We start from the raw sequence: 26,195 nt of genomic DNA on the forward strand, positions 1-26,195 counted from the left end.
GGAAAGGACGGGTACATGGGATTCCTGGACAAGGCCAAAGAGCTGTTGTCGCAGAACGCCGACAAGGTCGAGACCGCAATCGACAAGGCCGGCGAGTTCGTCGACGACAAGACGCAGGGCAAGTACTCCGACACCATCCACAAAGTGCAAGAAGAGGCCAAGAAGGCGGCCGAATCAGCGGCAAAAGGCGACAACCAGAACTGAGCTCATGGCGAAACTCTCCGGATCCATCGACGTCCCGCTGCCACCCGAGGTGGCCTGGAAGCATGCCTCCGACCTGGCCCGGTTCAAGGACTGGCTGACCATTCACCGGGTGTGGCGCAGCAGACTGCCCGACGACATCGACAAAGGCACGGTCGTGGAGTCGATCGTGGAAGTCAAGGGCATGTACAACCGGATCAAGTGGACGGTCGTCCGGTACAAGCCGCCGGAGGGCATGACGCTCAACGGCGACGGCGTCGGTGGCGTCAAGGTGAAACTGATGGCCAAAGTCCAGCCCGCGGAGGAGGGCTCCGTCGTCAGCTTCGACGTTCACCTCGGTGGCCCGGCGCTGTTCGGGCCGATCGGCATGATCGTCGCCGCCGCGCTGCGTGGCGACATCGACACGTCGCTGCAGAACTTCGTCACGGTGTTCACTCGCCCCGACCCCGGCATGAACGGTTCCGGCGGGCACCGCTGACCGAGGAGCGCCACGCTCGCGTGGTCGGTTAATCTCGCTGACATGACTCGCCGGCTGCGCCCTGGTTGGCTGGTTGCGCTTTTCGCGTTGGTGATCTCGGCCAGCGCGTGGCTACCGTGGCTGACGACGGCGGTCAACGGCGGGGGCTGGGCCAACGGCATCGGCGGCGCTCACGGCAACTTGGAACTTCCGCGGGGGTTCGGCGCCGGCCAGCTCATCGTGCTGCTGTCCTCGGCGCTGCTGGTGACCGGGGCGATGGTCGGCCGCGGCCTTGCGGTGCGTCTCGCTTCCGTTGCGGCGCTGGTGATTTCGCTGCTCATCGTCGCCCTGACGGCGTGGTACTACAAGCTCAACGTCAATCCGCCGGTGTCGGCGCAATACGGTCTCTATGTCGCCGCGATCGCGGCGGTCTGTGCGGTGGTGTGTTCCATCGCGGCCGTCATCGCGGCCCTGGCGTCCGGCGGGCCCGGTCGCTGAGGTCTTTACGGCGTCGGGAACTCGTGTGTTCCTGACGTGGAGCTGTCGCCGGGCTCGTTGACACCGAACACGAAGGGCGCGAACACGATCTCGCGGCCGTCCGGGTCGCGGTAGGTGAGCGCGCCCGTCGCCTCCCAGTACGCATGCTGTTCGACGGGTTCGACGCCCGCCGCTCGCAGGCGGACGATCGCCCCCTGCTGGGCCTGCCGGTCGGGGAAGTACAGGCACAGCTGTTCGTGGGGGTCCACCGCGACCGGCTCGGCGGATTCCACGATCTCCAGGGTCAGGTTCCAGCTGGGCAGGCCGAAGATCGCGCCGTTGCTGCCGTAGCTGTCGGCGAACGTCTCGTAGAGCGGCAACCCCACCAGCTCGCGGTAAAACCGCACCGCCTCTTGGAAGTTCGACGACCGGCGCGCAAAACGAATGCCGCCGATCGACGCCAGTTGCATCGGCCAGTGCGTGGTCCGACGGAGCTTGTGCGCCTCCATCACAACCCGACCGCGCTCGCCGCGGACTCCGCGGTGCTCCAGCGCCGGAGTTGTTCGCCGGGCGCCCAGGTGGAATGAGTTCCGCTGGAAATACGCTCCGGCAGTTGAATTTTGCAGACCGGGCCGTCGGCCAAACGCCCGGCATCAAAGACGACGCAATAGGAGGCGTCGGCGTTCATGTCGGTGGTCAGGGTGACCAGGTAGCCGTCGTCCTCCCCGGTGGCACCGCGCCGCGGCGCCATCGCCGTCTCGCTGCCGTAGACCCCGTCGCCGAACGAGAATGCCTGTTGGCCTCCGGTGCGCAGATCGTGTTTGACGAGCCCGTCGAAGAGGAACCAGCCCGGTTTGCCGGTGGCGGCATAGGCGTAGCGGTAGTCGCTTGCGGCAAAGTCGGGGTTGATGGTCCCGAACTCGGTGACCGACTCCGACAATCGCTCTTCGCGCACGGCGCCGGTGGCCAGGTTGAAACGCCACCGGTGCAGCCGCGACTGCAGGCGATCGAGTGCCAGGAACCGGAACAGCTTGTCCCACTTGGTTCCACCGTTGTCCACCGGCGAAGGATCGCCCTCGAAGAAACCGTCGAGCACGATCTCGTCACCGTCCTCGTAGGCGTTGACGAAGTGCAACACGAACGTCGGGTCCGCCTCGAACCATCGGACGTCCCCGGTTCCGCCGCGGCGGGGCAGGACCGCGAAACGCGACGGCATGTCGGGATAGAACCGCGGCAGGTGCACGTCCTGCTCGAGCAGGACCGGGTCCCAGAACAACGGAAAGTCGTTGAGAATCACGTAGTTCTCGGTGAAGGCCATGTCGTGCGGCAGCCGCGGCCCGGGCAGGGGGATGTCGACGTAGTGGACGAGTTCGCCGGTCTGGTCGACCACACCGTAGCGCAGGTACGGGTCCCGCTTGCTGTAGTTGAAGAACAGCAGTTCACCGGTCTTGGTGTCCACCTTCGGGTGCGCGGACACACCCCAATCGGTCGGGAAGCGCCCGTTCCAGGTCTCCTTGCCCAGGGTTTCGCCCGAACGGGGATCGACCCGGTAGAGGTCGCCGCACTGGTAGAAGCTGGTCAGCGCGACGCCGCGGTGGACGATGACGTCGGTGCTCGACGCGTCCTTCATCCGGGTGCGGGCGCCCCAGCCGTCCTCGCGCTTGGCCAACTGCACGGGCTCGGCCAGTCCCGGCCACAGTGGCTCACCGGCTTCGTTCTCCGCCAGGAAGCCGTCGGTGCGGATAAAACGGTTGCGGTAGAAGGCTTTTCCGTCGCGGAATCCGACGATGTGCAGCATCCCGTCGCCGTCGAACGGGTGATAGGTCTTCAGGGCGGGATGCAGCGGGTTTTCGGTGTTGCGCAGGTAGATGCCGTCCAGGTCGCGCGGGATCTCCCCTTCGACGGCGGTGAGGTCGTCGGCGTTCCACTCGGTGGTCTGGGGACGCCACGGCCCGGTCCGGTAGGGGTGGTCGTCGTCTTCGGGCAGCGTGGACAGGAACTTGCCGACGAGCTCAACGTCCATCTCACGCGCCCTCTGCCGCGCCGACAACGAAACTCACGGTGGTGGCGGTGCTGCCGCCGAAATTGAGGGTGCCGAACTTCCGCGCCCCCTCGACCTGATACTCGCCGGCCGCGCCGCTGACCTGTTTGGCCGCGTCGAGCAGCATGCGCACGCCGGAGGCGCCGACCGGGTGGCCGCCGCCGATGAGGCCGCCACTGGGATTGATCGGCAGCCGGCCGCCGATCTCGATCTCGCCGTTTTCGATGGCCTTCCAGGACTCGCCGGGGCCGGTCAACCCGATGTGGTCGATGGCCAGGTACTCGCTGGGGGTGAAACAGTCGTGCACCTCGTAGCCGTCGAGGTGGTCGAGGGTCAGCCTGGCGCGCCGCAACGCGTCGTGCACGGCGGTCCGCACGTGCGGAAGGATGTAGGGGTCGTCCGCGGCCCGGTCCAGCTTCTGCCGCAGGCCCAGCCCCACCGTCCGGTGCCCCCAACCCTCGATGCGGCCGATCGGGCGCGCGTCGGGGTGATCGCGCAGATAAGCGTCGCCGACCAGAACCAATCCCGCCGCGCCATCGGTCATTTGGCTGCAGTCGAAGCGCCGCAACCGCCCCTCGGTGATCGGGTTGGTGGCGTCGTCGTCCGTGATGGGGTCGGGGACCGCCCAAGCACGGGTCTGGGCGTTGGGGTTACGCCGCGCGTTGGCGAAGTTCAGCTGCGCGACGGCGCGCAGGTGGGTGTCGTCCAGGCCATAGCGCCGGTCGTATTCGTCGGCGACGGCGGCGAACATCGACGGCCACAGGTAGCGCGCGCCGGCCCCCTCGTGACCGGTCCACGCGGCCGCACCCAGGTGTTGCGCCGCGGTGTCACCGGGCACGGTTTTCTCGAGCTCGATGCCCACCACCAGCGCGGTGTCATAGGCGCCGGACCGCAGATCGGCCATCGCGGACAGTGCGGCGACGCTGCCCGACGCGCACGCCGCCTCGTGCCGGGAGGCCGGGGTGTCCCAAAGATCGGGGCAGACCGTCGCGGGCATCGCCCCGAGGTGACCCTGGCGGGCGAACATCTCCCCGAAGGCGTTCGCCACGTGCACCACTTCGATGTCGGCGGCGTTGACCTTGGCCGAGGCCAGCGTCGCCTCGACGATCTCGGCGGTCAGGGCGGCGAAGTCGCGGCCCTCTTTGGTCAGGTTGCGGGCGAAATCGGTTTGGCAACCGCCCAGGATCCACACACCGGCCGAGCCATCCATACGCCGCAGGCTACTCCTGGACGGCCTCGCCGTTGAGGCGTATCCGCGAGCGGCTCATGGTCCGGCCCTTGGCGCAAATGAGGGCGGCCCCGTCGGCTCTCGGGCTGAACCGACGGGACCTAGGCGAACGCGAAGGCCGGCCGACGCGTGCGCCTCTCATGGAACATTGCCCCGTACCGCGGCAAACAAACATGCGGACTCGACTCGGTGCCCATGCCACGCGGCGCCATCGACGAGCTCGGTGTCGCCGGATCGCGGCGTCGCGGCGGCCCGTTGTTTGCGGCCGCCTGCCCGATCGGTCGTTGAGACTCCCCGCCAAGCGGCGACGATAGGCGGGCTTCGATCAGCTTGCCGCCCAGATCATTACGACACTCGTCGTCGCCCTCCGTGACGGGCCGCGCGCCCGGGCAACCGGGGGCGTCGCCGGCCCCGGTGCGCATCGCAGGGTGTTCTCGAGACACACGTCGGGTCATGCGGCTGCGCCGTCGACCGGAACACGCGCAAGAGGAGCGGGGACCGGCTGCGTTGCGACACGATCACGGATACGTACCTATCGCTGCATCACTAGTCACAACAGCCGCTCTGATCACTATCGTCACATGAGCCAACTGCGGACGTCAATGCGGTGTCCTGCCGCTCGAAAGGTGTTACATGTCGGCGATTCTTCGAAGTGTGTCGCTATCGATGGCGTCGGCGGCCGCTGTCGGACTCGTCTACGTGGTCGGCCCCGCACCGTCGGCCAATGCCACGCCGTGCGGCGCGCCGGAGGCGAACGTCGAGCCACCCGCCGCGCCGCCGGCGATGCCCGCACCCCAGCCGGTCGTCCAGCCGCCCACCGGGCGCAGACCCAGCCACACCAACGACCAGGCGCCGCTGCCCAAGCTGGGGCCGCTGATCTCGTCGTTCCTCAAGCCGGCGATCCCACGGCAGGTCGCCCCGATGAGACCGCAGGCCGAGGTGCTACCGCCCGGGCCCAATCCGCCGGTCCCCGCCCTCCCGCAGCCGCCGAACGCCGGTCAGTTGCAGCCCAACGCGGCCCCGGTCCCGCCGCCGCAACCCGCGCCGGCGCCGCCCCCCTCGATCGCGGGGGCGCCGACGTCGCTGGTCGACTGGGTGACCGGACCCGACGGGCCCAACAAGACTCTGCAGCGCTTCAGCATCTCCGGTACCGACCTCGGGATCGCCTGGGACAACGGAGATCCCGCGAATCGTCAAGTGCTCATGGCCTTCGGTGACACCTTCGGCTACTGCAGGGTCAAGGGCCAGCAGTGGCGTTACAACACGCTCTTCCGCAGCTCGGACCGTGATCTGTCGCACGGCATCCACATCGCCGACGGCATCCCCAACGACCGGTACTCCGGTTCACCCGTGTGGGCGCCGAACCTGTCCAAGCAGGTCGTCAACACCATCCATAAGGCAGCACACGAGACCGGGATCATTCCGACCGCCGCCATCTCGCTCGGCAGGACGCAGTACATGAGCTACATGTCCATCCGGCAGTGGGGTCGCGACGGCGAATGGTCGACGAACTACTCGGCGATCGCGCGGTCCAACGACAACGGCCAGAACTGGGGGATCTTCCCCACCTCGATCCGCACCGCCTCGGCGGATGCCATCCCGGGGGCCGGGTTCACCCCCGGGAACGAGAACTTCCAGATGGGTGCCTTCATGAAGGGCAACGACGGCTACCTCTACCAGTTCGGGACTCCGTCGGGACGCAGCGGCGCGGCCTTCCTGTCGCGGGTGCCCCCGGGTCAGCTGCCCGACCTCACCAAGTACCAGTACTGGAACGGCGACGAAGGCGGTCGCTGGGTTCCCAACAATCCGGGCGCGGCCACGCCGATCTTCCCGGGTCCGGTAGGCGAAATGTCGGCCCAGTACAACAACTACCTCAAGCAATATCTGGTGCTCTACACCAACGGCGGCAGCAACGACGTGGTGGCCCGCACCGCGCCGACCCCACAGGGACCGTGGAGCCCGGAGCAACCGCTGGTGTCATCGTTCTCGATGCCCGGTGGCATCTACGCGCCGATGATCCACCCCTGGTCGTCCGGCCGGGACCTGTACTTCAACCTGTCGCTGTGGTCGGCCTACGACGTGATGCTGATGCACACCGTGTTGCCCTAATCGTGATCGTGTCGCACCCCGAATAGTCGGTATACGTGTCGCACCCTGAATAGAGCGGGGACTAGCGAGAGAGGAGATCGACGATGATCACCTTCGACAACCCGGCCACGTCGACCGCCGGCAAGCCACGGCGACCAGACATCGAGGTACGTATCGAGGGCGTGCGTCGCAGGGATGGCGCCCTCCGGCTGGGCATCATGCTCGACGGGCGGATGGCGACCTAACCCACGGCGTCAGCCGCCGGCCGCACCGGTCGGGGCAAGATGTAACGCGTGAGTTGGGCCAAGCGCGAGGCGAAGGCGCTCGCGGATACGGTGCTGACGGGCGATGCGCTCCTGGCTGAGCTCGAAGACTATATCCGCGTGCACAATCCGCAATTGACGGACGTTCGGCTGGAGCGGGCGACCCCGACCGAGGAATACGACCACAACGTGGAGCCGCCCCGGCGCTGGTATGTGGTGACCTACCTGGCCGACGACGGCGAGGGGTACGGGATCAAGCCTTAAGCGTTGGCAACGCTGCACCAAAAATCGATGACTTCCTGCGATCGCTCGCTGCCCGCCAGTCTGCAACCGGCGCCTACAAGACCGACCCTCGCAAGGCCTGGACTAACTCCTCGGGCCCAGCCACGCCGGCTCTTGATGAATCGAGGGTGGCTAGGCGCATTCTGCACAGATGGGTTGGGCAGCGATGTTGCTGGCGAGTCGATTTTTGTGCTGCACGAGAAAGCAACGGGTGCAGATGAATTCGTCGACTTGCGGGGGAAGAACCTGGGTTTGAAGTACCTCGCCGGAGAGGTCGGCGCCGGGAAGTTCGACGGGGTCTGCGGTGTCAATGTCCTCGTCGAGGAGCGAATCCTGGCCGAGGTCACGCGCGGGGCGCAGTGCGTTGAGTGAATCCTCCTCCGGGGCTTCGGGATTGGATCGCGGTGTGTCGTAATCGGTTGCCATGTTGACTCACTTTTCGCAAACGTGAAATATGAAACTTCTGAGTTCATTCTCGGCTGGCGTTGAATCGCCCGGCGAGGTAATCAGCCCGGCAGGCGTTTCGGGCCAATTTGCCGCTAGTGGTGCGCGGTATCGTGCCGGCGGCCACGAGTCTGATGTCGGCAACGCGGATGTGATGCTGTCGTGCGATCGCGGCGCGCACGGCGTCGAGGATCGGGGCTGGGTCTGCGCGGCCGGCACCGGCTGCACGTTCGGCCACGATGACGACTTGCTCTGTGGTGTTGACGCTGGACGATTCCACCACGTCGCGGGGAACGGAAAACGCCGCGACGTATCCGCTGCGGACGGCGGCTGAGGCGTCGCTGACCGTGGTTTCGATGTCGTGGGGGTAGTGGTTGCGGCCGTCGATGATGATGAGGTCTTTGATCCGCCCGGTCAGATAGAGTTCGCCGTCGATGTAAACGCCGAGGTCGCCGGTTGCCAGCCAGCATGCGTTGTCTGGGGCACCCTCGGCGTGGCTGCCGTGTTCTAGTCGCGATCGCAGCTTGTTCGCGAATACGCGCTGTGTTTCGTCTTCGCGTCCGAAGTATCCGTGGCCAATGTTATTGCCGTGCAACCAGATTTGCCCGACCGTGCGGTCGGTGACCTCGGCCCCGTCTGGGTCGGTGATCACCGCCCACTGATTGGGGATCGGTTGGCCACACGAGACGTGGGAGACCGAGCCTGGTGTTGTCGCGGCGACGGGGACTGCGCGGCCGGCGCCGAGCTGCTCACGGTCCAAATAGATCGCACTGGCTTTGGCATCTTGGGCGATGCTGGCCACCGAGAGGGTCGCTTCCGCCATTCCGTAGGACGGCTTGATCGCCGTGGCCGGCAGACCGTAGGGCGCGAAGGCTTTGGTGAATTTGTCGATGGCCGACATCGTCACCGGTTCGGATCCGTTGAGCAGGCAGACGACGTTGCTCAGGTCGAGGGAATCGCCTTGTGGGGGGAGACCGCGTTCGGCGGCCAGTTCGAAGGCGAAGTTCGGTGCGGCCGCAAACGTCCGCCCGTAGCGCCCTTCAGCGCCCAGCTGCTTTATCCATCGGTAGGGCCGCCGGAGGAAGGCCATGGGGTCCATCAGTGTGATGGATTCCCCGAACAGTGCGGGGAACATGATCATCATCAGGCCCATGTCGTGATACAGGGGGAGCCAGCTCACGCTGCGGATCTTCAGGTCTAGTCCGCCTGCGAGGATCATCTGTATGACGTTGGTGCAGACGGCGCGATGGGTGATCTCCACCCCGGCCGGTGTGCGCGTCGATCCGGAGGTGTACTGCAAATACGCGACATCATCGCTATCACGCGTCACGTCAGAAAATGCCGCTCCCAATGTTTGCGGCACTGCATCGGCGGCGATCAATCGCGGGCGCTGCGGGGGTGGCAGGGCTCTCATGAAGCTGCGGATCGACTCGGCGGCCCCGGTGGTGGTCAAGACTGCGGCGGGTCGAGCGTCTGCCAACACCGCCGCTAACCGCTCGGCGTGCCCAGACAGAGCCGGCGCAAAGAGCGGGACCGCCACGTTGCCGGCGTGGATTGCGGCGAAGAATGCCGTTACGTAGTGCAAACCTTGTGGGGCGACGATCGCCACCCGGTCGCCCTGCGAGGTGACTTGTTGCAAGCGAGCACCAATCGCGCGCACTTGCGACCATAGAGCGTTCCAGCTTAGATCCACGGCCAGCCCGTCCTGCTCCCTGGCGTAGTCGATGAAGCGGTACGACCGTTCGTCGCCGAAAGCCGCCCGATTGCGGTCGAGGAATGACGTCAGGGTCACCCCATCAGGCAGCGCAATAGTGCCATCGGCAAGAACATAATCTGCGATGTCGCCGATTGCAGTTCCAATACCGTTGTGCACCAATGGGTTCTCGACCACGACGAGCAGAATATAGCTACGCTAACGATTTGCACCTATCGAACGGTCGTGAAAACCATCACAGTCACCGCGGCGCGATGTTGGGGGAAACCCCAGTCGTGGCGAAGCATCGACACACGGTTCCATGCATTCGAGAAAGCGAAAGGGCCACTGTGGCAGACGATTCTCGGGCTGCTGCCGGGCCCAAGACGATCCGCGGTGCCAGTCCCGTGCTGCGGTCGCCTGCGAGGTCCCACTGGCGGGCTGCGCGGCCATACTGTACAGTCTGACGCGGCGACGGAACCCGAGTTCCGCCCTATCGAAAAGGGGCGCGTTCGGAGTAACTGCTGCCGGCGCGAACCGGGCAGACGTCAGGGGAAAGAACGTGTTTCGAATGTTGAAAAGGGCGTGGATGCCACTGCTCCTCGCAGTCGTGATCGCCTTAGGCGGTTACGCGGTTGTGCGCATTCGCGACACCTTCGGCGCCAATGCGGCTATAGGTTCCGGCGAGGCGAATGCCGATAATACGAAACCCTTTAATCCCAAGCACATTACGTATGAGATAACCAGCGCGACGGGTGGCACAGTGAACGTCAACTACTTAGATGAGAATGGTCAGCCGCACCTTGTCGATGCCGCGCCGTTGCCGTGGGCGTACACGATCGTGACGACGCTGCCGTCGATGTCGGCCAACATCGTGGCTCAGGGCGCTACCGATGTGAACGCTCTGCGGTGCCGGGTGATCGTTGATGGTCAGGTGCGTGATGATCGGCGCAGCGACGAGTACCAGCCGTTCATCTACTGCTTGGTGAAAGCCGTATGAGCAGCACCCATGCGCGACCGAGGCGGCCGGTTCTCGCCCGGCTGATTCGCGTCCTGGCGTTGCCAATCGTGTTGTTTTGGGTCCTGCTGGCGGTTGGGCTCGGTTTGATTTCGCCCTCGCTTGACGATGTCGCGGCCCAGCACTCGGTGCCGATGACCCCAACGGACGCCCCGGCATTCAAATCGATGATGCAGATCGGCCGGGTGTTCAACGAGTTCAGTTCGGACTCTTCGGCAATGGTGGTGTTGGAGGGACAGGACAAACTCGGGGACAGCGCGCATGAGTTCTACGACCGGATCGTGGCCAAGCTGAAGGCCGACACCGCGCACGTGCAGCATGTCCAGGACTTCTGGGGTGACCCGCTGACCGCGGCGGGTTCACAAAGCGCGGACGGCAAGGCCGCTTACGTGCAGGTGTTCCTCGATGGTGATCAGGGGACCACGCCCAGTCATGAGTCGGTCGCCGCGATACGCAAGATCGTCGCCGAGGTACCCGCGCCGCCGGGCGTCAAGGCGTACGTGGCCGGCAACACGGTGCTCAACGCCGATGTCAGCGTCGTGGGACACAAGAGCATGGCGACGATGGCGCTGGTCTCGATCGGCGTGATTTTGGGCATGCTGCTGCTCATCTACCGCTCGATCGGCACAACGATCTTGTGCCTGGTGGTGATCGGCATCGAACTGTTTGCCGCAGAGGGAGTTACGGCGACTGCCGGCAACCTGAATCTCATCGGCCTCACCACGTACGCCGTCAGCATGGTGACCATGCTGAGCATCGCCGCGGGGACCGACTACATCATCTTTCTGTTGGGTCGCTATCACGAAGCCCGCGCCCTCGGCCAAGATCGAGAGGAGGCGTTTTATACGGCATATCAGGGTGTGTCCCAAGTGATCTTGGGTTCGGGTTTGACGATCGTGGGCGCTTGCGTGTGCTTGACGGCGACCCGGCTGCCGTATTTCCAGACCATGGGGCTGCCGTGTGCGATCGCGTTGCTGGTGATCGTATTGGCGGCACTGACCCTGGCGCCTGCCGTGCTGGTGGTGGGCTCCCGGTTCGGGCTCTTCGACCCGAAAGGCAATCTCTCCGCCCGAAATTGGCGCAAGGTCGGTACCGCTGTAGTGCGCTGGCCGATACCGATCCTTCTCGTGACGATGATGATCGCCGCGATCGGCTTCGTCAGCCTGACCACCTATGTGCCCAATTACAACGATCAGAAGTTCACGCCCCAAGATATGCAGGCCAACATCGCGTACGCCGCCGCCGATCGGCACTTCTCCCAGGCCCGCATGAATCCCGAGCTGCTCATGGTCCAGGCCGACCACGACCTGCGTGACCCGGCGGACATGCTCGTCGTCGACCGGATCGCCAAGAGCGTGTTCCACCTACGCGGCATCGAGCGCGTGCAGACCATCACCCGACCGCTGGGCGCACCGATCGAACACAGCTCGATACCGTTTCAGATCGCGATGCAGAACTCCAGCACGCTGCAAACGGCAAAGTTCATGAACGACAACATGGCTCACATGCTCGAGCAGGCCGACGAGCTGGGCAAGACGATCTCCACCATGGAACACATGTACAGCGTCATGCGCGAGTTGACCGCGACCACGCACAGCATGGTGGGCAAGACCCACGACATGGTGGACACCTCCAACCAATTGCGCGACCGCATAGCCGATTTCGATGACTTCTGGCGACCCATCCGCTCGTACTTCTACTGGGAACGGCATTGCTTCGACATCCCGATCTGCTGGTCGATGAGGTCGATCTTCGACGCCCTCGACGGGATCGACGACCTCGCCGATCAGCTGGAAGGGCTCAGCGGCGATCTCGACCATCTCGATCGATTGATGCCCCAGTTGCTGGCCGATTTTCCGTCGATGATCGACACGATGAAGACGATGCGCGACTACATGCTCTCGACGCACAGCACGATGGCCGGCATCCAGGCCCACATGCAAGAGGCTGCCGAAGGATCCACCCTGATGGGGCAATACTTCGACGAGGCCAAAAACGACGACTCGTTCTATCTACCGCCCGAGGTCTTCAAAAGTCCCGACTTTGTGCGCGGCCTGAAGATGTTCGTCTCCCCTGACGGGAAGGCCGTCCGGTTCATCATCACCCACCAAGGTGACCCCGCCACCGTCGAGGGCATCAAGCACGTCAAGGGCATCAAAGACGCCGTGGCCGACGCCATCAAGGGCACACCACTGGAATCCTCGAAGGTCTACGTCGCCGGGATGGCCTCGATGTACAGCGACATGCAACAAGGGGTGACCATCGACCTGCTCGTCGCGGGAATTTCGGCCATGATTTTGATCTTCGGCATCATGTTGCTCATCACCCGCAGTCTGGTGGCCGCGTTGGTGATCGTCGGCACCGTCGCCGCCTCATTGGGCACGGCCTGCGGCCTGTCGGTCCTGCTCTGGCAAGACCTCATCGGCCAGGGCGTCCAATGGATCGTGTTGCCGCTGTCCGTGGTGATCCTGCTGGCGGTGGGTTCGGACTACAACCTGCTCGTGGTTTCGCGGCTCAAGGAGGAAATCCACGCCGGCCTCAACACCGGGATCATCCGCGGCATGGGCGCCTCCGGGCGAGTGGTCACCGCCGCCGGCATGGTGTTCGCGTTCACCATGATGTCGATGATCGTCAGCCAGCTCCGTGTGATCGGGGAACTGGGCACCACCATCGGGTTGGGTCTGTTGGTAGACACCTTGATCGTGCGCTCGTTCATGACGCCGTCGATCGCCGCCGCCCTCGGGCACTGGTTCTGGTGGCCCCTCAACACCTACCGCACCAAACCGGCCTCGCAGGCAACCGACGAGGTGCACACGGCGCCCATTCCGCAGCTGATAGCCCCGTGAGGCTCAGCCGCCGGTCTGCCACACTGTCGACGACGAGGTCGTCAGATGACGGAGCGGGGCTCATGACAGAACCGGAATCAAAACTGCGCCAACGCACCGACGGGCGTTTGGACCGGTCTCGCGATCCGGCCATTCTCAATGCCGCTCTAGCGGCCCTGACAGAGCATGGGTATCACGCCACCAACATGAATGACATCGCGGCGCGCGCCGGTGTGGGTAAGGCCGCCATCTATCGGCGCTGGTCATCCAAGGCCGCCCTGATGACCGACGCCTTGGTGTACTGGCGACCCGATCTCCTGAGCACCGACGTCCCCGACACGGGCAGCCTCACCGGCGACCTGGACGCCCTGGTCGAACGCGTCAAAGTCAATGACACCAACCTCGTCAGCAACGACCTGGTACTGCGAGTCGCTATGGAAGCCGCCCACGAACCCGAACTCGCCTCCGCACTCGATGACCTCATGCTGGCAAAAGGCAAACGCACGATATCGACGATTCTGGCGAAGGCGGCCGATCGCGGCGAGGTCTCCTCGGACCGTGATTGGTCCCTGGTAGCTGACGTGCTCCTAGGAATGGGCCTGCTGCAGGTCGCCCGCGGCCAAACCGTCGACGCCAACTTCGTCCGACGGGTTATCGACACACTGATCCTGCCCGCAGTACGCGCGCCAGCTAACGAATAGGGCTCTTAGTGCGGAGCCTCGTACCGGCCCTGACCAGAGGCATCACTTGAAGGGACCACGTCAAGTATCAGCCGAGGTCATACAAAAACAGGAGTGCCCCTGTTCAGAGTCGGTTGATGGTTGACGTTTCTGTGTCGGTTGATCCGTGACACTCTGTGTTGTGGTTTAGGCGCCTGCGCTGGTGCGCATGGCCCGTTTGATTCGTACCTCGCCGGTGGTGCGGCGGGCGGCGGTTTTGACGAGATTGTCACCGACCCAGAACCGCAGCAGATCGCCGTCGACGTGGACATCGCAGCGTTGTCCGGCGTAGTAGCGGCCGATGCTGACTTGCTGCCAGCACACGCACACCACCCCATTGGTGGTGACGCGGCGGCTTACCCAGTCATCACCGACCCGGTCGGTGGGTGCGCCCCTCGAGTTCGACGGTGACGATGCCGGCACACTGGCGCCGAAGCGTTCGGCCGGGGTCGCCATCTTCAACGCTTGATGCGGCCGGTTGGTGTTGTAGTCACCCACCCACTCATCAAGAGCCCGCTGAGCCGTCTTCAGATTAGCGAACGGTGTTGCAGTGCTGAGGAATTCAGCACGCAGGCTGCGGTGGAACCGCTCGATCTTGCCCGTCGTCGTCGGACTGCGCGGTTGGGTCAGCAGGTGCTCGATGCCATCTTCGCGGCAGATCGCATCAAAAAGCACCTCCACCGGTGGATGGGAAAATCGGCCGGTGAACACCTTGCCATTATCGGTCAAAATCTGTTCAGGCGCCCCAAAGTGGGCCAACGCGTCACGCAGCCCGTCGCAGACCGCACGGGTGCGTTCTCGAGCCATCAACCGCGCGCACACACACAACCGGAATGGTCATCCATGCCTGTCAACGCCTTGGCGCTGGTGCCGCCGGCCAACGGGAAACCCCCGACCATGTCCATCTGCCATAGTTCCATGGGGGCGCCGCGTTCCCAGCGTTTCCATTTCCGGGAGCGCCGATCCCGCACCGCCGGATCAATCAACCCCGCCCGCACCAGGGCCCGATACACCGCCGACTCCGAGGGCACCGGACTGACCCGGCGCTTGGCCAGCTCGAACACGAGCCGCCGGGGACCCCAATACGGACGTGAGCGGCGCAATTCCACCACCGCCGCTTCCACCTCAGCCGGCATCTGATGCGGACACCTCACCGGCCGATGCGACCGATCCGCCAGCCCGTCTAAACCCTGGGCCTCATAGCGGGCCAACCACCGGTGCAACGTCTGACGCGCCACCCCGGTCTTTTCTGCGGCCTGTGACACCGACAACCCATCACCAATGACCGCCATCACGGCCTGGTACCTCTGCTCGGCCACGCTCAACTCCGTCATTCAGGGAGTGTCACCGATCAGCCGAAACAACTGTCACGCATCAGCCGAAACACCGTCACCCATCACCCGAAGACGAAATGTCACGCATCAGCCGAGCTCATACAAAACAGGAGTGCCCCCGGCAGGATTCGAACCTGCGACACCGGCTTTAGGAGAGCCGTGCTCTATCCCCTGAGCTACGAGGGCGGGGGACGTCTTCAAATACCTTGACTCAAACCTAGCTGGGCGAGGTTCAGCGGCATTCGCGGCGTCCTGGTGCCATTCCGGACGATTGGCCTAGTCGTCGCGATGTGGCGGGTGTGAGTGTAGCTGGTATGGCGATGACCAGGTGACATCTCGGCGTGACGCGCTGCCGAGGGCGAGTCTCTCTTGCCGGCTCGCGTCAGGCGGCTCAAGGCAGTCAGGGACGTAGCGGCTGAACGATGCTCCCACCGGAATCGGCTCCGGTGACGCCGCGCGTGATGGTGCGGCCGCGGAAGAAACCCGGGGCTATCGCCCACCACGCCAGCATCAGGATCACTCCGAGCGCCAGCGCGCCGATACCGACCGCCGCGACGGCACCGAACCCGAGGATCGTGATGCTGTGGCCCTCATGGTCGGTCAGCCACTCGGGCCTGGCGTACTGGATGAGCCCGTAGATGAAAACGAGCAGTAAGACCACGCCGCCCAGCAATGGGAAGGCGCCGCGCATCACGAAATCCCGCACCGACGCGGTGAGGGTATGGCGGTAGTACCAGGCGCACGCAAACCCGGTGAGCCCGTAGTAGAACGCGATCATCAACCCGACCGATCCCACCAGCGCGGCCAGCAGGCTCTCGCTGACGAGCGTGAACAGGACGTAGAAAATGATGGACACCACCCCGACCGCGATCGTGGATGTGCTCGGCGTCAGGTAGTGAGGGTGGGTCTTGGCGAACGAGTCAGGCAGCGCCTTGTACGCCCCCATCGACAGGGTGGTGCGCGTGGTCTTCAAGATCGTCGTCTGAGTCGACGCGGAGGCGGAAGTCAGGATCGACGCCGCCAGCAACAGCAGTGCAATCTTCCCGAGGACACCGTCCCCGAACAATTGCGGACCGATGGATGCAAAAACGTCTCTCGAGTTGTGCGGGTTGCCCAGCCCGATGCCCGCCGTCCCGACACCGGCGAACGCCACGGCCGACACGGTCACCAGGGTGAAGGTCGCCAGCAGCAGGAAAGTCGAGATGACGCCGGCGCGACCCGGCGTGCGGCCGGGGTCGTCGGACTCCTCGTTGCAGGACACAGCGGTGTCCCACCCCCAGTACATGAAGATGGCCATGAGGACTGCCGGGGCGGCGGTCGTCCTCAAGTCAAGACCGCCCGGCCAGAACCAGGACAGCGAAGGATGCAGCGAAAAGGCTTGGGCTTCATGAGTATACGTTTTGACCAGCGCGACCACCGAAAACGCAATCAGCGCCACGATCTGAATGGACAGCAGTGCGTACAGCAGTCGTGCCGAGACCGCGATGCCGCGATAACAGACATACGTCATCAGCACAATCCAGGAGACGCCCGCCACCGTCGAGCAGAACCTGCTGTCGGCCAGGTCCGCAACCGAATGCCAACCCAGCTGGCCGACGAAGCTGAACGAGTACTTCCCGGCGATATCGACCAGGTTGGCCATCACGATCACTTCCGCGGCGATGATGCCCCAGCCGCCGAGCCATCCCACGACAGGCCCAAACGCCCGCGACGCCCACCTGAACGTGGTGCCACAGTCCGGTTCGGCCTCGTTCAGCTCCCGGTAGGCGACGGCGATCAGATACATCGGGATGAAGGAAACGAGAACGACCGCCGGGGCTTTCACGCCGGCGAGTTGCCCACCGCCACTGGCCACGATGAGACCCAGCGTCGCGGCAAGGCTGTAGGCGGGTGCCATTGACGCCAGGCCGACCACGACGCCGGAGACCAGGCCGAGCGCGCCACCCCTGAGGCCTTTGCTCTTGACGGTGGTCGGCGCGGCTTCCCAATCCGGGCCCGCCATGGTCCCACCTTTGCTCATCGCACCCCTCTGTTTGAGCAGACCTAGGCGAAATCGGCGTTGAGGAGTCGCCGCGCCTACCGCCGCGCTGCGGCGACTATTGCCATCTGAGATCTTCGTCGAGTTGTTGGGCTCGTTCGTCGAGTTCGGTGGCGGGGCCGGTATCAATGATGACCTCTTGCCAGTACGACGGACTGTAGAGGTGAATGTCCTTGCCGCTATTGACCCTCAGCACGCCGCCCGTGAGTACTGCATAAGTGGCGCCGTCCGGATATTCGTCGTCTTCATCCTGGCCGGAAATTTGGATCCACATTTTCATGCCGAAATACCCTCCGCGTCCGCCGAGCGAATTCTTGAAATTAGCGCTGCGACCGCGCCCGGGCCCGGGCCCGGTAGGACTTACTCCTCCTCGTCGTCGATGACGTGCATGGCGGCTTCCTCGGCGGACGCCGCACCCCCGCCGATCCCGACATCTGTAGCGAACAACTCCTCGTCGGCATCTTCGCCAAATCCCAAGTCCGAAGCGACAAGCCGCCCGGCTCGTGCACCGCCCACTTCGCGCCGCTCCGGGAATTCGGCGTCCCGCTCGGAGGCATCGCTGCGCCGCTGCTCGTCCTCGTCGAGCACGACGTTGATTCGCGCCGCCGGGTCCGGCTCTTCCTCCGCGAGCATTTGATCCATGCTTTCGGCCGGGCCGAATGCGCCGCGTCCGTAGGGTCGTTCGGGTGGTGAGTACCCCTCGTCAAGGATGTCGTCCACACCGCGATCGAGCAGGGTGTCCTCTTGTTGGAGCTGGTTGTCGTCCTCAACGCTGTAGTCGCCGGCCGCGGGGCCGGTCTCGTAGTGAGCACTCATAATTCGCCTGTCATGTTGTTGCCGTTCCTGTCGCGGCATTCACCGCGTGCGCAGTCCAACCGTAAGGATTGCACCGGTCCGCGCCATAGGGTCATTTGTCCTTTTCGACCGAGGCCTCCCGCGCATCATATAGAAGCCCACCGGGGGAGAAATCCGAATTCATCTGCGGCATAGAGTGTCCAGCTCGGAGTGACTTTCCGCAGCAGAGATATGACTTTTGCCCCTCGGCCGGGCGGTGGATTGGTGCGATGGTCGAGGCACGATGGGTATAGCCATGCATTCAGGATGGACTCAGGGCGGCGAGGGAAAGGACGCCCGATGACCGTACTGCGTATCGTCTCGGGTAGCGCCAACCCGGGGCTATTCAGCGCCATCGCAAACCACCTGGGAGTCGACTCCTACGGCTGTTCCCTGGAGCGATTCCCTGACGGGGAACTTCATCCGACGATCGAAGATGTCTGCGGTGCCGACGTTTACGTCATTCAGCCGACATCGCCACCGGTCAACGAGCACTTCGTCGAATTACTCTTGCTGCTCGACGCCTGCCGTCGGTCCCGCGCGGCACGGGTGACCGCGGTGGTGCCGTATTTCGGCTACGCCCGCCAAGATCGTCGCACCGGGCCGGGTCAGGCTCTCGGCTCGCCCGTCGTCATAGATGCGATTGTCGCCGCGGGTGCCGATCGACTCGTTGTTGTCGACCCGCACACGCCCGCCCTGGAAGCGATGTGCCGAATTCCCGTGGAAACGCTGTCCGCTGTTCCCGCGCTATGCCGCGAGCTCGCCGGCGATCTGCCGGAGGGCGTGGTGGTGGTCGCACCCGACCTGGGCGCGGTCAAGCTCGCCGAACGGTACGCAAAAGCGCTGCACGGCTCGGTGGCCGTGGTGCGCAAACAGCGTGAAAGCGGCTCAACGGTGGCCGCATTGGACATCGCCGGGGACGTCAGTGGCCGCAGGGTGGTGGTCATCGATGACATGATCACCACCGGGGCCACTATTGAAGCCGCGGTCGACAAGCTGCGGACACACGGCGCCGCGGCGGATATCGTCGTGGCGGCCACGCACGGGCTATTCGTGCACACCGCGGTGAACCGATTGCGCAAGCTCGACCTGCGGCGCGTGCTGGTTACCGACAGTACTGACGTCAAAGCCGCAGACGCCTTCATCCGTGTGTGTTCGATTGCGCCGACAATAGCTGATGCGATCGCCCGCCTGCACGCCGACGAGCCACTCGATAATCCCGCCATGTGATCCGCTGCGGGCCAATAATTCTCAGCCCAGACGCTCGATCTCGTCGGCCGCCTCGGTCAGCGCCGTGGCGAGTTCGCGGGCGCCCGCCGCGTCCAGCGCATTGAGGTGACGGGCGTGTACGGCAATCCACCGCCGCGTCGAGCCATCGGCCTGCTGTCGACCGCAGATCTGAACGTGCGTCGGCCCTCTGCGGCGGGAGGTGCCCTCGAATTCGCGAAACCAGTTGCTGTCGAAGTGCCAGTCGAAGGTGCGAACCGCACCGTCGGGTGGCCCGATGGCGTCGAATGGCATCCCGGCGGACACGTTCTTGGCTGCCCACTGCCGTGCCATGTCCAGGAGCGTCTGCGGTTCGTCGTGTTCGAGGCGCTCCAGCTGAGCGATTTGCGCAGCGGTGAGCTGGTCGGCCACGTCGCGCCAGGTTTGGGCGGTGTCGTCAGATGCGGTCATGGTTTGCAGTCTGTGCTGCCCTCCCGCGGTTAGCGAGAGTCGAAAGTCATGTCCTTCGTAGTCCGGGGCACCGCCGGATCTGTCTGCTTGCGGTTCAGACGGTTTGGGCATGTCACGGACTGGCGAAACGGTCAGCCGATTCCGACGCGAATCCCCTCATGCCGCTGCTCCAGCGTGACCGTCAATGTGCCCGGCTCGCTACCGACGACGATGCTGCCGGCCGGATGCAATGGATATTCGCGGGTCCCGGTGCCACCCGTCCCGGTTCCGGTCGCCAACTCATAGCCGCGATCGTCTCGGAGCCTGTCCACGAGGGCCGTGACGATTTCGCTTGCCAGCTCGTCTGGATCAACCGTCTCCGGCACGGTCAGCGTCAGTCTGGTCACCTGCACCACGCTACTGGCCTCGCAGCACCCGATGTCTGAAATGACGGCCCACGAATGCGGGACAGGCGGAGAATGATGGTCGAGATCGTGAAGTCGGGAAGGGAGGAAGCCATGGTCGCGGACCCGCAATGCGCCCGCTGCAAACAAACCATCGCACCGGGGTGGCTTTATCTGACTGCGCATCGCCGCGGCCAAGCCGAACCGGCCGCCGACGACGCAGTGCTCATCCATGTGCCCGATGAATGCCCAGGGCCGGGCGAGCACGTCCCGCCCAGCTAGACAAGCTGACTGCTGCCGGTCAAGCTTCCGGACTACGGACTCGTGGTCAGAGCCGCCGCGCTCAAGTGGTCGACGAACCAGTCGCGGGCCAGCATGGCGACCTTCTCGAGCGTTCCGGGCTCTTCGAAGAGATGGGTGGCGCCGGGCACGACGGTGAGTTTGCACCTGCCGGGGATCGCTGCTCGCGCTTGCCGATTCAGTTCCAGCACCACGTCGTCATTGCCGCCGACGATGAGCAGCGTGGGCGCGTAAACCCGGGCCAGGAATTGCCCCGCCAAATCCGGTCGGCCACCCCGGGACACCACCGCCGCGACGTTCACGCGCGGGTCGGTGGCGGCGACCAGGGCCGCGCCCGCGCCGGTGCTGGCACCGAAGTAGCCCACCGGCAGCGCGGCCGTGACCGGCTGGCGGCTCAGCCAGCCGGTGACGTCGACCAGCCGTCGCGCCAAGAGGCCGATGTCGAAAACGTTGGCTCGATTTCGTTCCTCTTCGGGGGTGAGAAGGTCGAACAGCAGCGTGGCGAGACCCGCGGCGTTCAGCACGTCGGCCACGTAGCGGTTGCGGGGGCTGTGCCGGCTGCTTCCACTGCCGTGCGCGAACAGCACCACACCGAGTGGACGCTCGGGGATCGTCAGATGTCCCGCCACCGACACCGAACCGACGGTGACCGTGACTTCCTCGTCGCGTAACGGCGGGTCGGCCGAGCCGGCATCGACCAGCGGGTCGCGAGAACCGTTTCGGGCCCGCTCGAGGAGTGTGACCACCTCGTCGTCAGAAGTCTGGGTGAAGTTGCGGTAGCCCTGTCCGACGGCGAAGAAGAATTCGGGCGTGTGCAAGCAGACCACTTCGTCGGCGTACCCGGCGAATCTTTCGAACACGTCGCGTCCGCCGATCGGAACTGCCAGCACCACCCGGCTCGCGCCCTGGGCGCGAGCGACCTGGCAGGCGGCTTTCGCCGTCGCGCCGGTAGCGACGCCGTCATCGACGATTACGGCGGTTCGCCCCGCCAACGGGATCGGTTCGTGCCCGCCGCGGAACCGTTCAGAGCGACGGGCCAACTCGGCCCGCTGCTTCGCCTCGACCGCCGCCATCTCGTCCGCGGACAAGTGAGCTTCGCGCACGACGGCGTCGTTGATGACCCGCACTCCGCCCTCACCGATCGCGCCGAAGGCCAGCTCGGGCTGAAATGGAACCCCGAGCTTGCGCACGACCAATACATCCAGCGGGGCCTGCAGCGCCTTGGCGACCTCGAAGGCCACCGGCACACCACCGCGCGGTAGGCCTAATACCAAAACATCTTGGCCACGCAAGGGTTCCAAACTTTTGGCCAGCTGTCGTCCGGCATCGACACGATCATCGAACACTCTTTGGTCGCCGCGTAACGAAGCCAGCCGCTGCACCAGCGGTCGACCCCAGCCATCGCGGTTCGTCCGTGTCATCCCCTCAGTGTGTCGCGAGGCGCCGGCGTGCCGAAGGGCCGTTAGGCCACTCCCGTGGGGACCAAGGCCTCCTGGCCGGCATTTCTCCGAGCGCCTAGCGTCGGCGTGGTGGAGTCGGATCGCCCACCGGGCTCCTCGCGTGGTTCCGGTGCGGTGACGGTGCTGTTGGGTGGCGACGTCATGCTCGGGCGAGGCGTCGATCAGATCCTGCCCCATCCCGGCGATCCAGAATTGCGTGAGCGCTATCTACGTGATGCCGGGGGATATGTCCGGTTGGCCGAGCGAGCAAATGGGCCGATTCCGCGTCCGGTGGATTGGCGGTGGCCGTGGGGCGAGGTCCTGATGGTCCTCGACGAGGCCGCCCCAAACGTCCGTCTGATCAACCTGGAGACGACGATCACCGCGCGGGGCGATTTCGCCGACGGCAAAGCGGTTTGTTATCGAATGCATCCGGATAACCTGCCCGCCCTGACGGCGTTGCGGCCGGACGTTTGCGCGCTGGCCAACAACCACATCCTCGACTTCGGCCGCCCGGGCTTGGCCGATACCCTGTCCGCCCTCACCGGTGCGGGAATCCGGGGCGTCGGAGCCGGGGCCGACCTGTCTATCGCACGCGAACCGGCGGTGCTCGATGTCGGCGACGGATACCGGGTCACGGTGGGCTCGGTCGCGATGCCGTCGGCCGGCGTTCCCGTGTCTTGGGCCGCGCACCACGATCGGCCCGGCGTGCGACTGATCCGGGACGCCTCGGCACGCGGCGTCGCCGACGAGGTGGCCGCGGACGTGCTGGCACGTCAACACGACCGCCAGATCGCGATCGTCTCGGTGCACTGGGGGTCGAATTGGGGTTATGACATAGCGGACAGTGACGTCACATTCGCGCACCGGCTGATCGATGCCGGCGTCGACATCGTTCACGGTCACTCCTCGCACCATCCCAGGCCGATCGAGATATACCGTGGCAAACCGATCCTCTACGGCTGCGGCGATGTCATCGACGACTACGAAGGCATCGGCGGGCACGAGGCCTACCGTGCCGATCTCCGGCTCCTGTATCTGACCCGAACCGATCCGGCCGGCGGTGAATTGGCGTCGTTGCAGATGATCCCGCTGCGCGTCCGCCGGATGCGGCTCGAGCGTCCGTCTCGTGACGAGGTCGAATGGCTGCGCGCAACGATCGAGCAAGCCAGCCGCCGGTTCGGGCTGCGTGTTGTGACGCGGCGAGATGACCTTCTGGAGGTTGAGTTGCCCGGCAACCATGGCCGGACACCGTGATGATGCAGCGACGGCTCAGCGCAGTTCGGCGATGACCTTCGCGAAGTTGTCCACGTGGTTGTCCTGCACGGTGATGAACGTGACCCCGTACTTCTCCCGGTACTCCAGCAGCGTGTCGGCCATCTCGCGGGGCGACCCCGTCAGGACGGAGTGCATGGCCAGGATCTCCTCGTCGGACAATCCCCCGGCGTACCGACGGGTCATCGCCAGGTCGGGCAGGCTCTCGCCCTCGGCGGGGACGGCCGTGACGGCGAGGTTCAATTCGAGCGCGTCGAACCGGTCGCCGGCGGCGTTGCGGACGAACTCGACGCGTTCGGTCAGCGGGTCGTCGGCCTCCTTGACCCTCGAACCCGTCAGCCCGATGATGTCGGCTTGCCGGGCGGCGATGGTCAGCACCCGGTCGCCGTTGCCGGCGATGAGGATGGGTGTCGTCGGGTGGTGCTCCTTCAGATATGCCGTCATGTGGTTGAGGTAGTCGACCCGGGCGCCGGCACTGGGGTAGGGGAGCTCGGCGGCGTCGAACTCCTCCTTGACGTAGCCGGTGCCGAGCCCGACTTCGAGACGGCCGTTACTGAGCTTGTCCAGGTCGCCCAGGTCCCGGCTGAGCAGGGCGGGCTTGTAGAAGGCGGCGTTGAGCACATACATGCTCAGCTTGAGCTTGTCGGTGACCATGGCGGCCGCCGTCAGTGCGGGAATGGGGGCCACCGCGCCGAGATGGTCTGGCACGCAGAGCACATCGAATCCGATGTCTTCCGCCTGCTTCACCTTGTCGACGAACGCCGCGCGCGACTTGATGAAGCGCATGCTCATTCCGAAGCGAAAATCCTTGGCCACCAACAACTCCAATCAACAGACGAGGACAATTACCAACAACGTGCAGCTTCCACCAACCCCCGGATCAGCGCCGTGGTGACCGGTGACAGGCCGTCATCGCCGGGCAGCGGGCTGCGCGGGCTCAGGCCGCGCACGCGGGGGGAGAGCTCCAGCTGGGTCCCGCCCTCACGCACCCGGTTCACCGGGTTGTCCGGATGCAGACCCCGTAACTCCGGGGGGATGTCCTCGAGGTCGGTGATCACCCGGTAGCCGGTCAACCGAATGTGCCGGGCCAAATGCGCGGCCAGCGCGCGGTTGCGGCCACCGGCCAGCAGTTGCGTGCTGCGCCCGATGCGGCCGTATCCGTGCAGCGACACCGCAACGTCGACATGGTCGAGGAATTCGGCGAGCCGAGGCGATTCGGCCGGGTCGAACAACGCCGAGGGCAGGTGGTGCGGGTAGCGGTCGGGGTGACGCAGTACGTACACCGACGCGTCGGCTGCCTCGGCGGCGCGTTCGGCGATCACGTCGGTCATCTCTTCCAGCCCTCCGCCGTGGATGGCCAGAAAGCCGAAACGCGACCGCAAGCGACCGGCCTCGCTCACCCCGGCCTGGCTCAGCAACGCCGAAAGAGATTGGGGCGCAGGCCCCGACGCCGACGCCCGCTGCGGCCAGCGGGATGGGTCCCAGCGCCGCAGGAAGTCGACCCAACGTTGCGGCAACCCATGCTGCACCGCGCCGTCGATGATCTTGGGCAGGTAGCCCGGCCGCGGCGGACCCGGCGTCACCCGATGGTCGATGTAGACCCAGGCCGGCGCCGGCCCGTCGTGGGTGTGCACGGTCAGCCGGTCGCGCCGGTAGCGCACCGGCACGCCCTCGGCGCTGTCCAGCGTCGCCAGGTCGCCGTCGGAGATCTGCCACACCACGCCGTGCACCCGGCTGCCGGCACACGGCTCGACCGTGGCCACGCCGCGCTGGTTGATCAGCCAGTCATGATCGGACAGGATCGCCGGCCGCGGGTCGGCGGCGTCGGGACACCGCAGCGCCATCTGCTTCACGCACAGGTTCGACCCGTATGCGAAGTAGGCGTGCCGGCGGGCCGGCATTCAGGCAGTCACCGTCAGCCAGATGAGGACCACGTTAAGCAGACTAATCATGACGCCAACGGCCCAGCCAATAATCGTCGTGACGGGGTGGTTGGTGTCGTCGCCCATCAAGTCGCGGTCACTGGTGAGCTTCACCAGCGGCAGGACCGCAAACGGTATCCCGAACGACAGCACCACCTGGGAGAGCACCAGCGCGCGGGTGGGGTCGAACCCGACCGCGAGGATCACCAGCGCGGGGCACACGGTGATCAAGCGGCGCACCAGCATCGGAATTCTGCGGTGCAGCAGCCCCTGCATGATCATGGCGCCGGCGTAGGCGCCCACCGAGGACGATGCCAGCCCGGACGCCAGCAGTCCGACCGCGAACAGCACCGCGATGGTTGGCCCGAGCGTGTGGTGAATCGCGGAGTACGCGCCCTCGATGGACGCGCTGATGTTGCGGTGCTGCAGGTTGATCGCGGCGACCAGCAGCATCGCGGCGTTCACCGTTCCCGCGACGACCATCGCCAGCACCACGTCCAGCCGGGTGACCCGCAGCAGCAGGCGCCGCTGGGAGCCCTCGGCCGGATGGCCGTGCCGGTCGAGGACCAGCCCGGAATGCATGTACACCGCGTGCGGCATCACGGTCGCGCCCAGGATGGCGGCGGCGAGGAGCACGCTTTCGGTGCCGCGGAACCGCGGCACCAGCCCGCCGAGCACGTCACCGGGCGGCGGCGTCTTGACGAAGAAGCTGGCCGCAAACCCGATGGCGATGACGAGCAGCAGGCCGGTGATGACGCGCTCGAAGATGATCTGCCCGCGCCGGTCCTGGATCGCCAGCAGCAGTAGGGAGACCAGCCCGGTGATGATGCCGCCGACCAACAGGGGCAGACCGAACAGGATCCGCAACGCGATTGCGCCACCGACGATTTCGGCCATGTCGGTGGCGATCGCCACCAGTTCGGCCTGAATCCAGTACACCAGCCGGACCGGCCGGCTCATCCGCTTGCCGACGGCCGCCGGCAACGAGCGCCCGGTCACCAGGCCGAGCTTGGGAGACAGATACTGCACCAGGCCGGCCAGCGCATTGGCCACCACGATGACCCACAGCAGCAGGTAGCCGAACTTGGCGCCCGAGCTGACGTTGGCGGCAACGTTGCCCGGATCGACATAGGCGATCGCGGCGACGAAGGCAGGCCCGAGCAGATACCAGCTGCTTTTCAGCGAGTCCTGGCTGCTCTGTGTCAACTCGTCGCCCCTCGATTCACTCGGCCGAATTGAAAAGTGAGGGTATCCGAA

The 26,195-nt window shown here is 65.2% G+C and carries 24 protein-coding genes, 1 tRNA gene and 2 pseudogenes; 11 read left to right on the forward strand and 16 right to left on the reverse strand.

The features are described from left to right. Positions 1-15 precede the first annotated feature (15 nt). Genes AWC03_RS24400 through AWC03_RS24410 form a run of 3 tightly spaced genes read left to right on the forward strand, consistent with a single transcriptional unit; the run spans position 16 to position 1,156 of the window. Positions 16-204: an antitoxin gene (locus AWC03_RS24400; RefSeq protein WP_085243270.1), complete on the forward strand. Its 189-nt coding sequence runs from the start codon at positions 16-18 to the stop codon at positions 202-204. 4 nt (positions 205-208) lie between these two features. Then, the gene (locus AWC03_RS24405) at positions 209-679 is read left to right on the forward strand and encodes a type II toxin-antitoxin system Rv0910 family toxin (RefSeq protein ID WP_085243271.1); all 471 of its coding nucleotides are present in this window, start codon (positions 209-211) and stop codon (positions 677-679) included. A 42-nt stretch (positions 680-721) separates the two neighbouring features. Then, the gene (locus AWC03_RS24410) at positions 722-1,156 is read left to right on the forward strand and encodes a hypothetical protein (RefSeq protein WP_085243272.1); all 435 of its coding nucleotides are present in this window, start codon (positions 722-724) and stop codon (positions 1,154-1,156) included. 5 nt (positions 1,157-1,161) lie between these two features. Here AWC03_RS24410 and AWC03_RS24415 read toward each other — a convergent pair whose 3' ends face one another. Genes AWC03_RS24415 through AWC03_RS24425 form a run of 3 tightly spaced genes read right to left on the reverse strand, consistent with a single transcriptional unit; the run spans position 1,162 to position 4,386 of the window. After that, positions 1,162-1,644 carry a VOC family protein gene (locus AWC03_RS24415; RefSeq protein WP_085243273.1) on the reverse strand — a complete coding sequence of 161 codons (483 nt, stop codon included), beginning with the start codon at positions 1,642-1,644 and terminating at the stop codon, positions 1,162-1,164. Next, positions 1,644-3,158, reverse strand: coding sequence for a carotenoid oxygenase family protein (locus tag AWC03_RS24420; RefSeq protein WP_085243274.1), 1,515 nt, complete (start codon positions 3,156-3,158; stop codon positions 1,644-1,646). The genes AWC03_RS24415 and AWC03_RS24420 overlap by 1 nt, the downstream gene beginning before the upstream one ends. Before the next feature lies 1 nt (position 3,159). Beyond that, positions 3,160-4,386, reverse strand: a complete 1,227-nt coding sequence (locus AWC03_RS24425; RefSeq protein WP_085243275.1) for an acetyl-CoA acetyltransferase — start codon at positions 4,384-4,386, stop codon at positions 3,160-3,162. 651 nt (positions 4,387-5,037) lie between these two features. Between AWC03_RS24425 and AWC03_RS24430 the strand changes: the two genes are divergently transcribed. The 3 genes from AWC03_RS24430 to AWC03_RS24435 all read left to right on the forward strand — a co-directional run bounded on the left by AWC03_RS24430 (position 5,038) and on the right by AWC03_RS24435 (position 7,019). After that, complete coding sequence (locus AWC03_RS24430) at positions 5,038-6,513, forward strand: DUF4185 domain-containing protein (protein WP_085243276.1); 1,476 nt, start codon at positions 5,038-5,040, stop codon at positions 6,511-6,513. Between the two features lie 83 nt (positions 6,514-6,596). Beyond that, entirely contained in the window at positions 6,597-6,737 is a 141-nt protein-coding gene (locus tag AWC03_RS27335; RefSeq protein WP_158086177.1) for a hypothetical protein, read from the forward strand. Positions 6,738-6,785: 48 nt separating this feature from the next. Then, positions 6,786-7,019, forward strand: a complete 234-nt coding sequence (locus tag AWC03_RS24435; protein ID WP_085243277.1) for a hypothetical protein — start codon at positions 6,786-6,788, stop codon at positions 7,017-7,019. A gap of 150 nt (positions 7,020-7,169) precedes the next feature. On the opposite strand, the gene AWC03_RS24440 is transcribed toward AWC03_RS24435, so the two are convergent. Together AWC03_RS24440 and AWC03_RS24445 are read right to left on the reverse strand one after the other, a co-directional pair. Beyond that, a complete protein-coding gene (locus tag AWC03_RS24440) occupies positions 7,170-7,463 on the reverse strand; it encodes a DUF4193 domain-containing protein (RefSeq protein ID WP_085243278.1) in 294 nt (97 codons plus the stop codon). Positions 7,464-7,506: 43 nt separating this feature from the next. Next, the gene (locus AWC03_RS24445; protein ID WP_085243350.1) at positions 7,507-9,354 is read right to left on the reverse strand and encodes a fatty acyl-AMP ligase; all 1,848 of its coding nucleotides are present in this window, start codon (positions 9,352-9,354) and stop codon (positions 7,507-7,509) included. 382 nt (positions 9,355-9,736) lie between these two features. Here AWC03_RS24445 and AWC03_RS24450 point away from each other — a divergent pair, with 382 nt between their 5' ends. The 3 genes from AWC03_RS24450 to AWC03_RS24460 all read left to right on the forward strand — a co-directional run bounded on the left by AWC03_RS24450 (position 9,737) and on the right by AWC03_RS24460 (position 13,718). Beyond that, positions 9,737-10,174, forward strand: a complete 438-nt coding sequence (locus AWC03_RS24450) for an MmpS family transport accessory protein (protein WP_211279284.1) — start codon at positions 9,737-9,739, stop codon at positions 10,172-10,174. Continuing rightward, a complete protein-coding gene (locus AWC03_RS24455) occupies positions 10,171-13,038 on the forward strand; it encodes an MMPL/RND family transporter (RefSeq protein ID WP_085243280.1) in 2,868 nt (955 codons plus the stop codon). Before AWC03_RS24450 ends, AWC03_RS24455 begins: the two co-directional genes overlap by 4 nt. A gap of 62 nt (positions 13,039-13,100) precedes the next feature. Continuing rightward, positions 13,101-13,718, forward strand: a complete 618-nt coding sequence (locus AWC03_RS24460) for a TetR/AcrR family transcriptional regulator (protein ID WP_085243281.1) — start codon at positions 13,101-13,103, stop codon at positions 13,716-13,718. A 165-nt stretch (positions 13,719-13,883) separates the two neighbouring features. Here AWC03_RS24460 and AWC03_RS24465 read toward each other — a convergent pair. From AWC03_RS24465 to AWC03_RS24485, 5 genes and pseudogenes are all read right to left on the reverse strand, one after another. Beyond that, a pseudogene (locus tag AWC03_RS24465) lies at positions 13,884-15,070 on the reverse strand (IS481 family transposase). Positions 15,071-15,183: 113 nt separating this feature from the next. Beyond that, positions 15,184-15,256 (reverse strand) — tRNA-Arg (locus AWC03_RS24470). Between the two features lie 268 nt (positions 15,257-15,524). After that, a pseudogene (locus AWC03_RS24475) lies at positions 15,525-17,072 on the reverse strand (APC family permease); the annotation flags it as partial. Between the two features lie 94 nt (positions 17,073-17,166). Beyond that, positions 17,167-17,388: a hypothetical protein gene (locus tag AWC03_RS24480; protein WP_085243283.1), complete on the reverse strand. Its 222-nt coding sequence runs from the start codon at positions 17,386-17,388 to the stop codon at positions 17,167-17,169. A gap of 80 nt (positions 17,389-17,468) precedes the next feature. Then, positions 17,469-17,924, reverse strand: a complete 456-nt coding sequence (locus AWC03_RS24485) for a DUF5709 domain-containing protein (RefSeq protein WP_085243284.1) — start codon at positions 17,922-17,924, stop codon at positions 17,469-17,471. Positions 17,925-18,167: 243 nt separating this feature from the next. Here AWC03_RS24485 and AWC03_RS24490 point away from each other — a divergent pair, with 243 nt between their 5' ends. Beyond that, a complete protein-coding gene (locus AWC03_RS24490; RefSeq protein WP_249025964.1) occupies positions 18,168-19,172 on the forward strand; it encodes a ribose-phosphate diphosphokinase in 1,005 nt (334 codons plus the stop codon). A gap of 21 nt (positions 19,173-19,193) precedes the next feature. Here the strand turns inward: AWC03_RS24490 and AWC03_RS24495 are convergent, their stop codons facing one another. The 3 genes from AWC03_RS24495 to AWC03_RS24510 all read right to left on the reverse strand — a co-directional run bounded on the left by AWC03_RS24495 (position 19,194) and on the right by AWC03_RS24510 (position 21,723). Continuing rightward, positions 19,194-19,619: a hypothetical protein gene (locus AWC03_RS24495; RefSeq protein ID WP_085243285.1), complete on the reverse strand. Its 426-nt coding sequence runs from the start codon at positions 19,617-19,619 to the stop codon at positions 19,194-19,196. A 131-nt stretch (positions 19,620-19,750) separates the two neighbouring features. Next, on the reverse strand, positions 19,751-20,236 hold the full coding sequence (locus AWC03_RS27555; RefSeq protein WP_169716550.1) for a hypothetical protein: 486 nt from the start codon (positions 20,234-20,236) through the stop codon (positions 19,751-19,753). Positions 20,237-20,316: 80 nt separating this feature from the next. After that, positions 20,317-21,723, reverse strand: a complete 1,407-nt coding sequence (locus AWC03_RS24510) for a phosphoribosyltransferase family protein (RefSeq protein WP_085243288.1) — start codon at positions 21,721-21,723, stop codon at positions 20,317-20,319. Between the two features lie 180 nt (positions 21,724-21,903). On the opposite strand from AWC03_RS24510, the gene AWC03_RS24515 reads away from it, so the two are divergent. After that, the gene (locus AWC03_RS24515) at positions 21,904-22,998 is read left to right on the forward strand and encodes a CapA family protein (protein ID WP_085243352.1); all 1,095 of its coding nucleotides are present in this window, start codon (positions 21,904-21,906) and stop codon (positions 22,996-22,998) included. 15 nt (positions 22,999-23,013) lie between these two features. Here AWC03_RS24515 and AWC03_RS24520 read toward each other — a convergent pair whose 3' ends face one another. The 3 genes from AWC03_RS24520 to AWC03_RS24530 are packed head-to-tail and all read right to left on the reverse strand — an operon-like array spanning position 23,014 to position 26,174. Continuing rightward, the gene (locus AWC03_RS24520; protein WP_085243353.1) at positions 23,014-23,838 is read right to left on the reverse strand and encodes an LLM class F420-dependent oxidoreductase; all 825 of its coding nucleotides are present in this window, start codon (positions 23,836-23,838) and stop codon (positions 23,014-23,016) included. A 23-nt stretch (positions 23,839-23,861) separates the two neighbouring features. Continuing rightward, positions 23,862-24,917, reverse strand: a complete 1,056-nt coding sequence (locus AWC03_RS24525) for a poly-gamma-glutamate hydrolase family protein (protein ID WP_085243289.1) — start codon at positions 24,915-24,917, stop codon at positions 23,862-23,864. Then, a complete protein-coding gene (locus tag AWC03_RS24530) occupies positions 24,918-26,174 on the reverse strand; it encodes an Nramp family divalent metal transporter (RefSeq protein ID WP_211279287.1) in 1,257 nt (418 codons plus the stop codon). Positions 26,175-26,195: the final 21 nt, after the last annotated feature.

It is taken from the genome of Mycobacterium europaeum (assembly GCF_002102155.1).
GTDB lineage: Bacteria > Actinomycetota > Actinomycetes > Mycobacteriales > Mycobacteriaceae > Mycobacterium > Mycobacterium europaeum.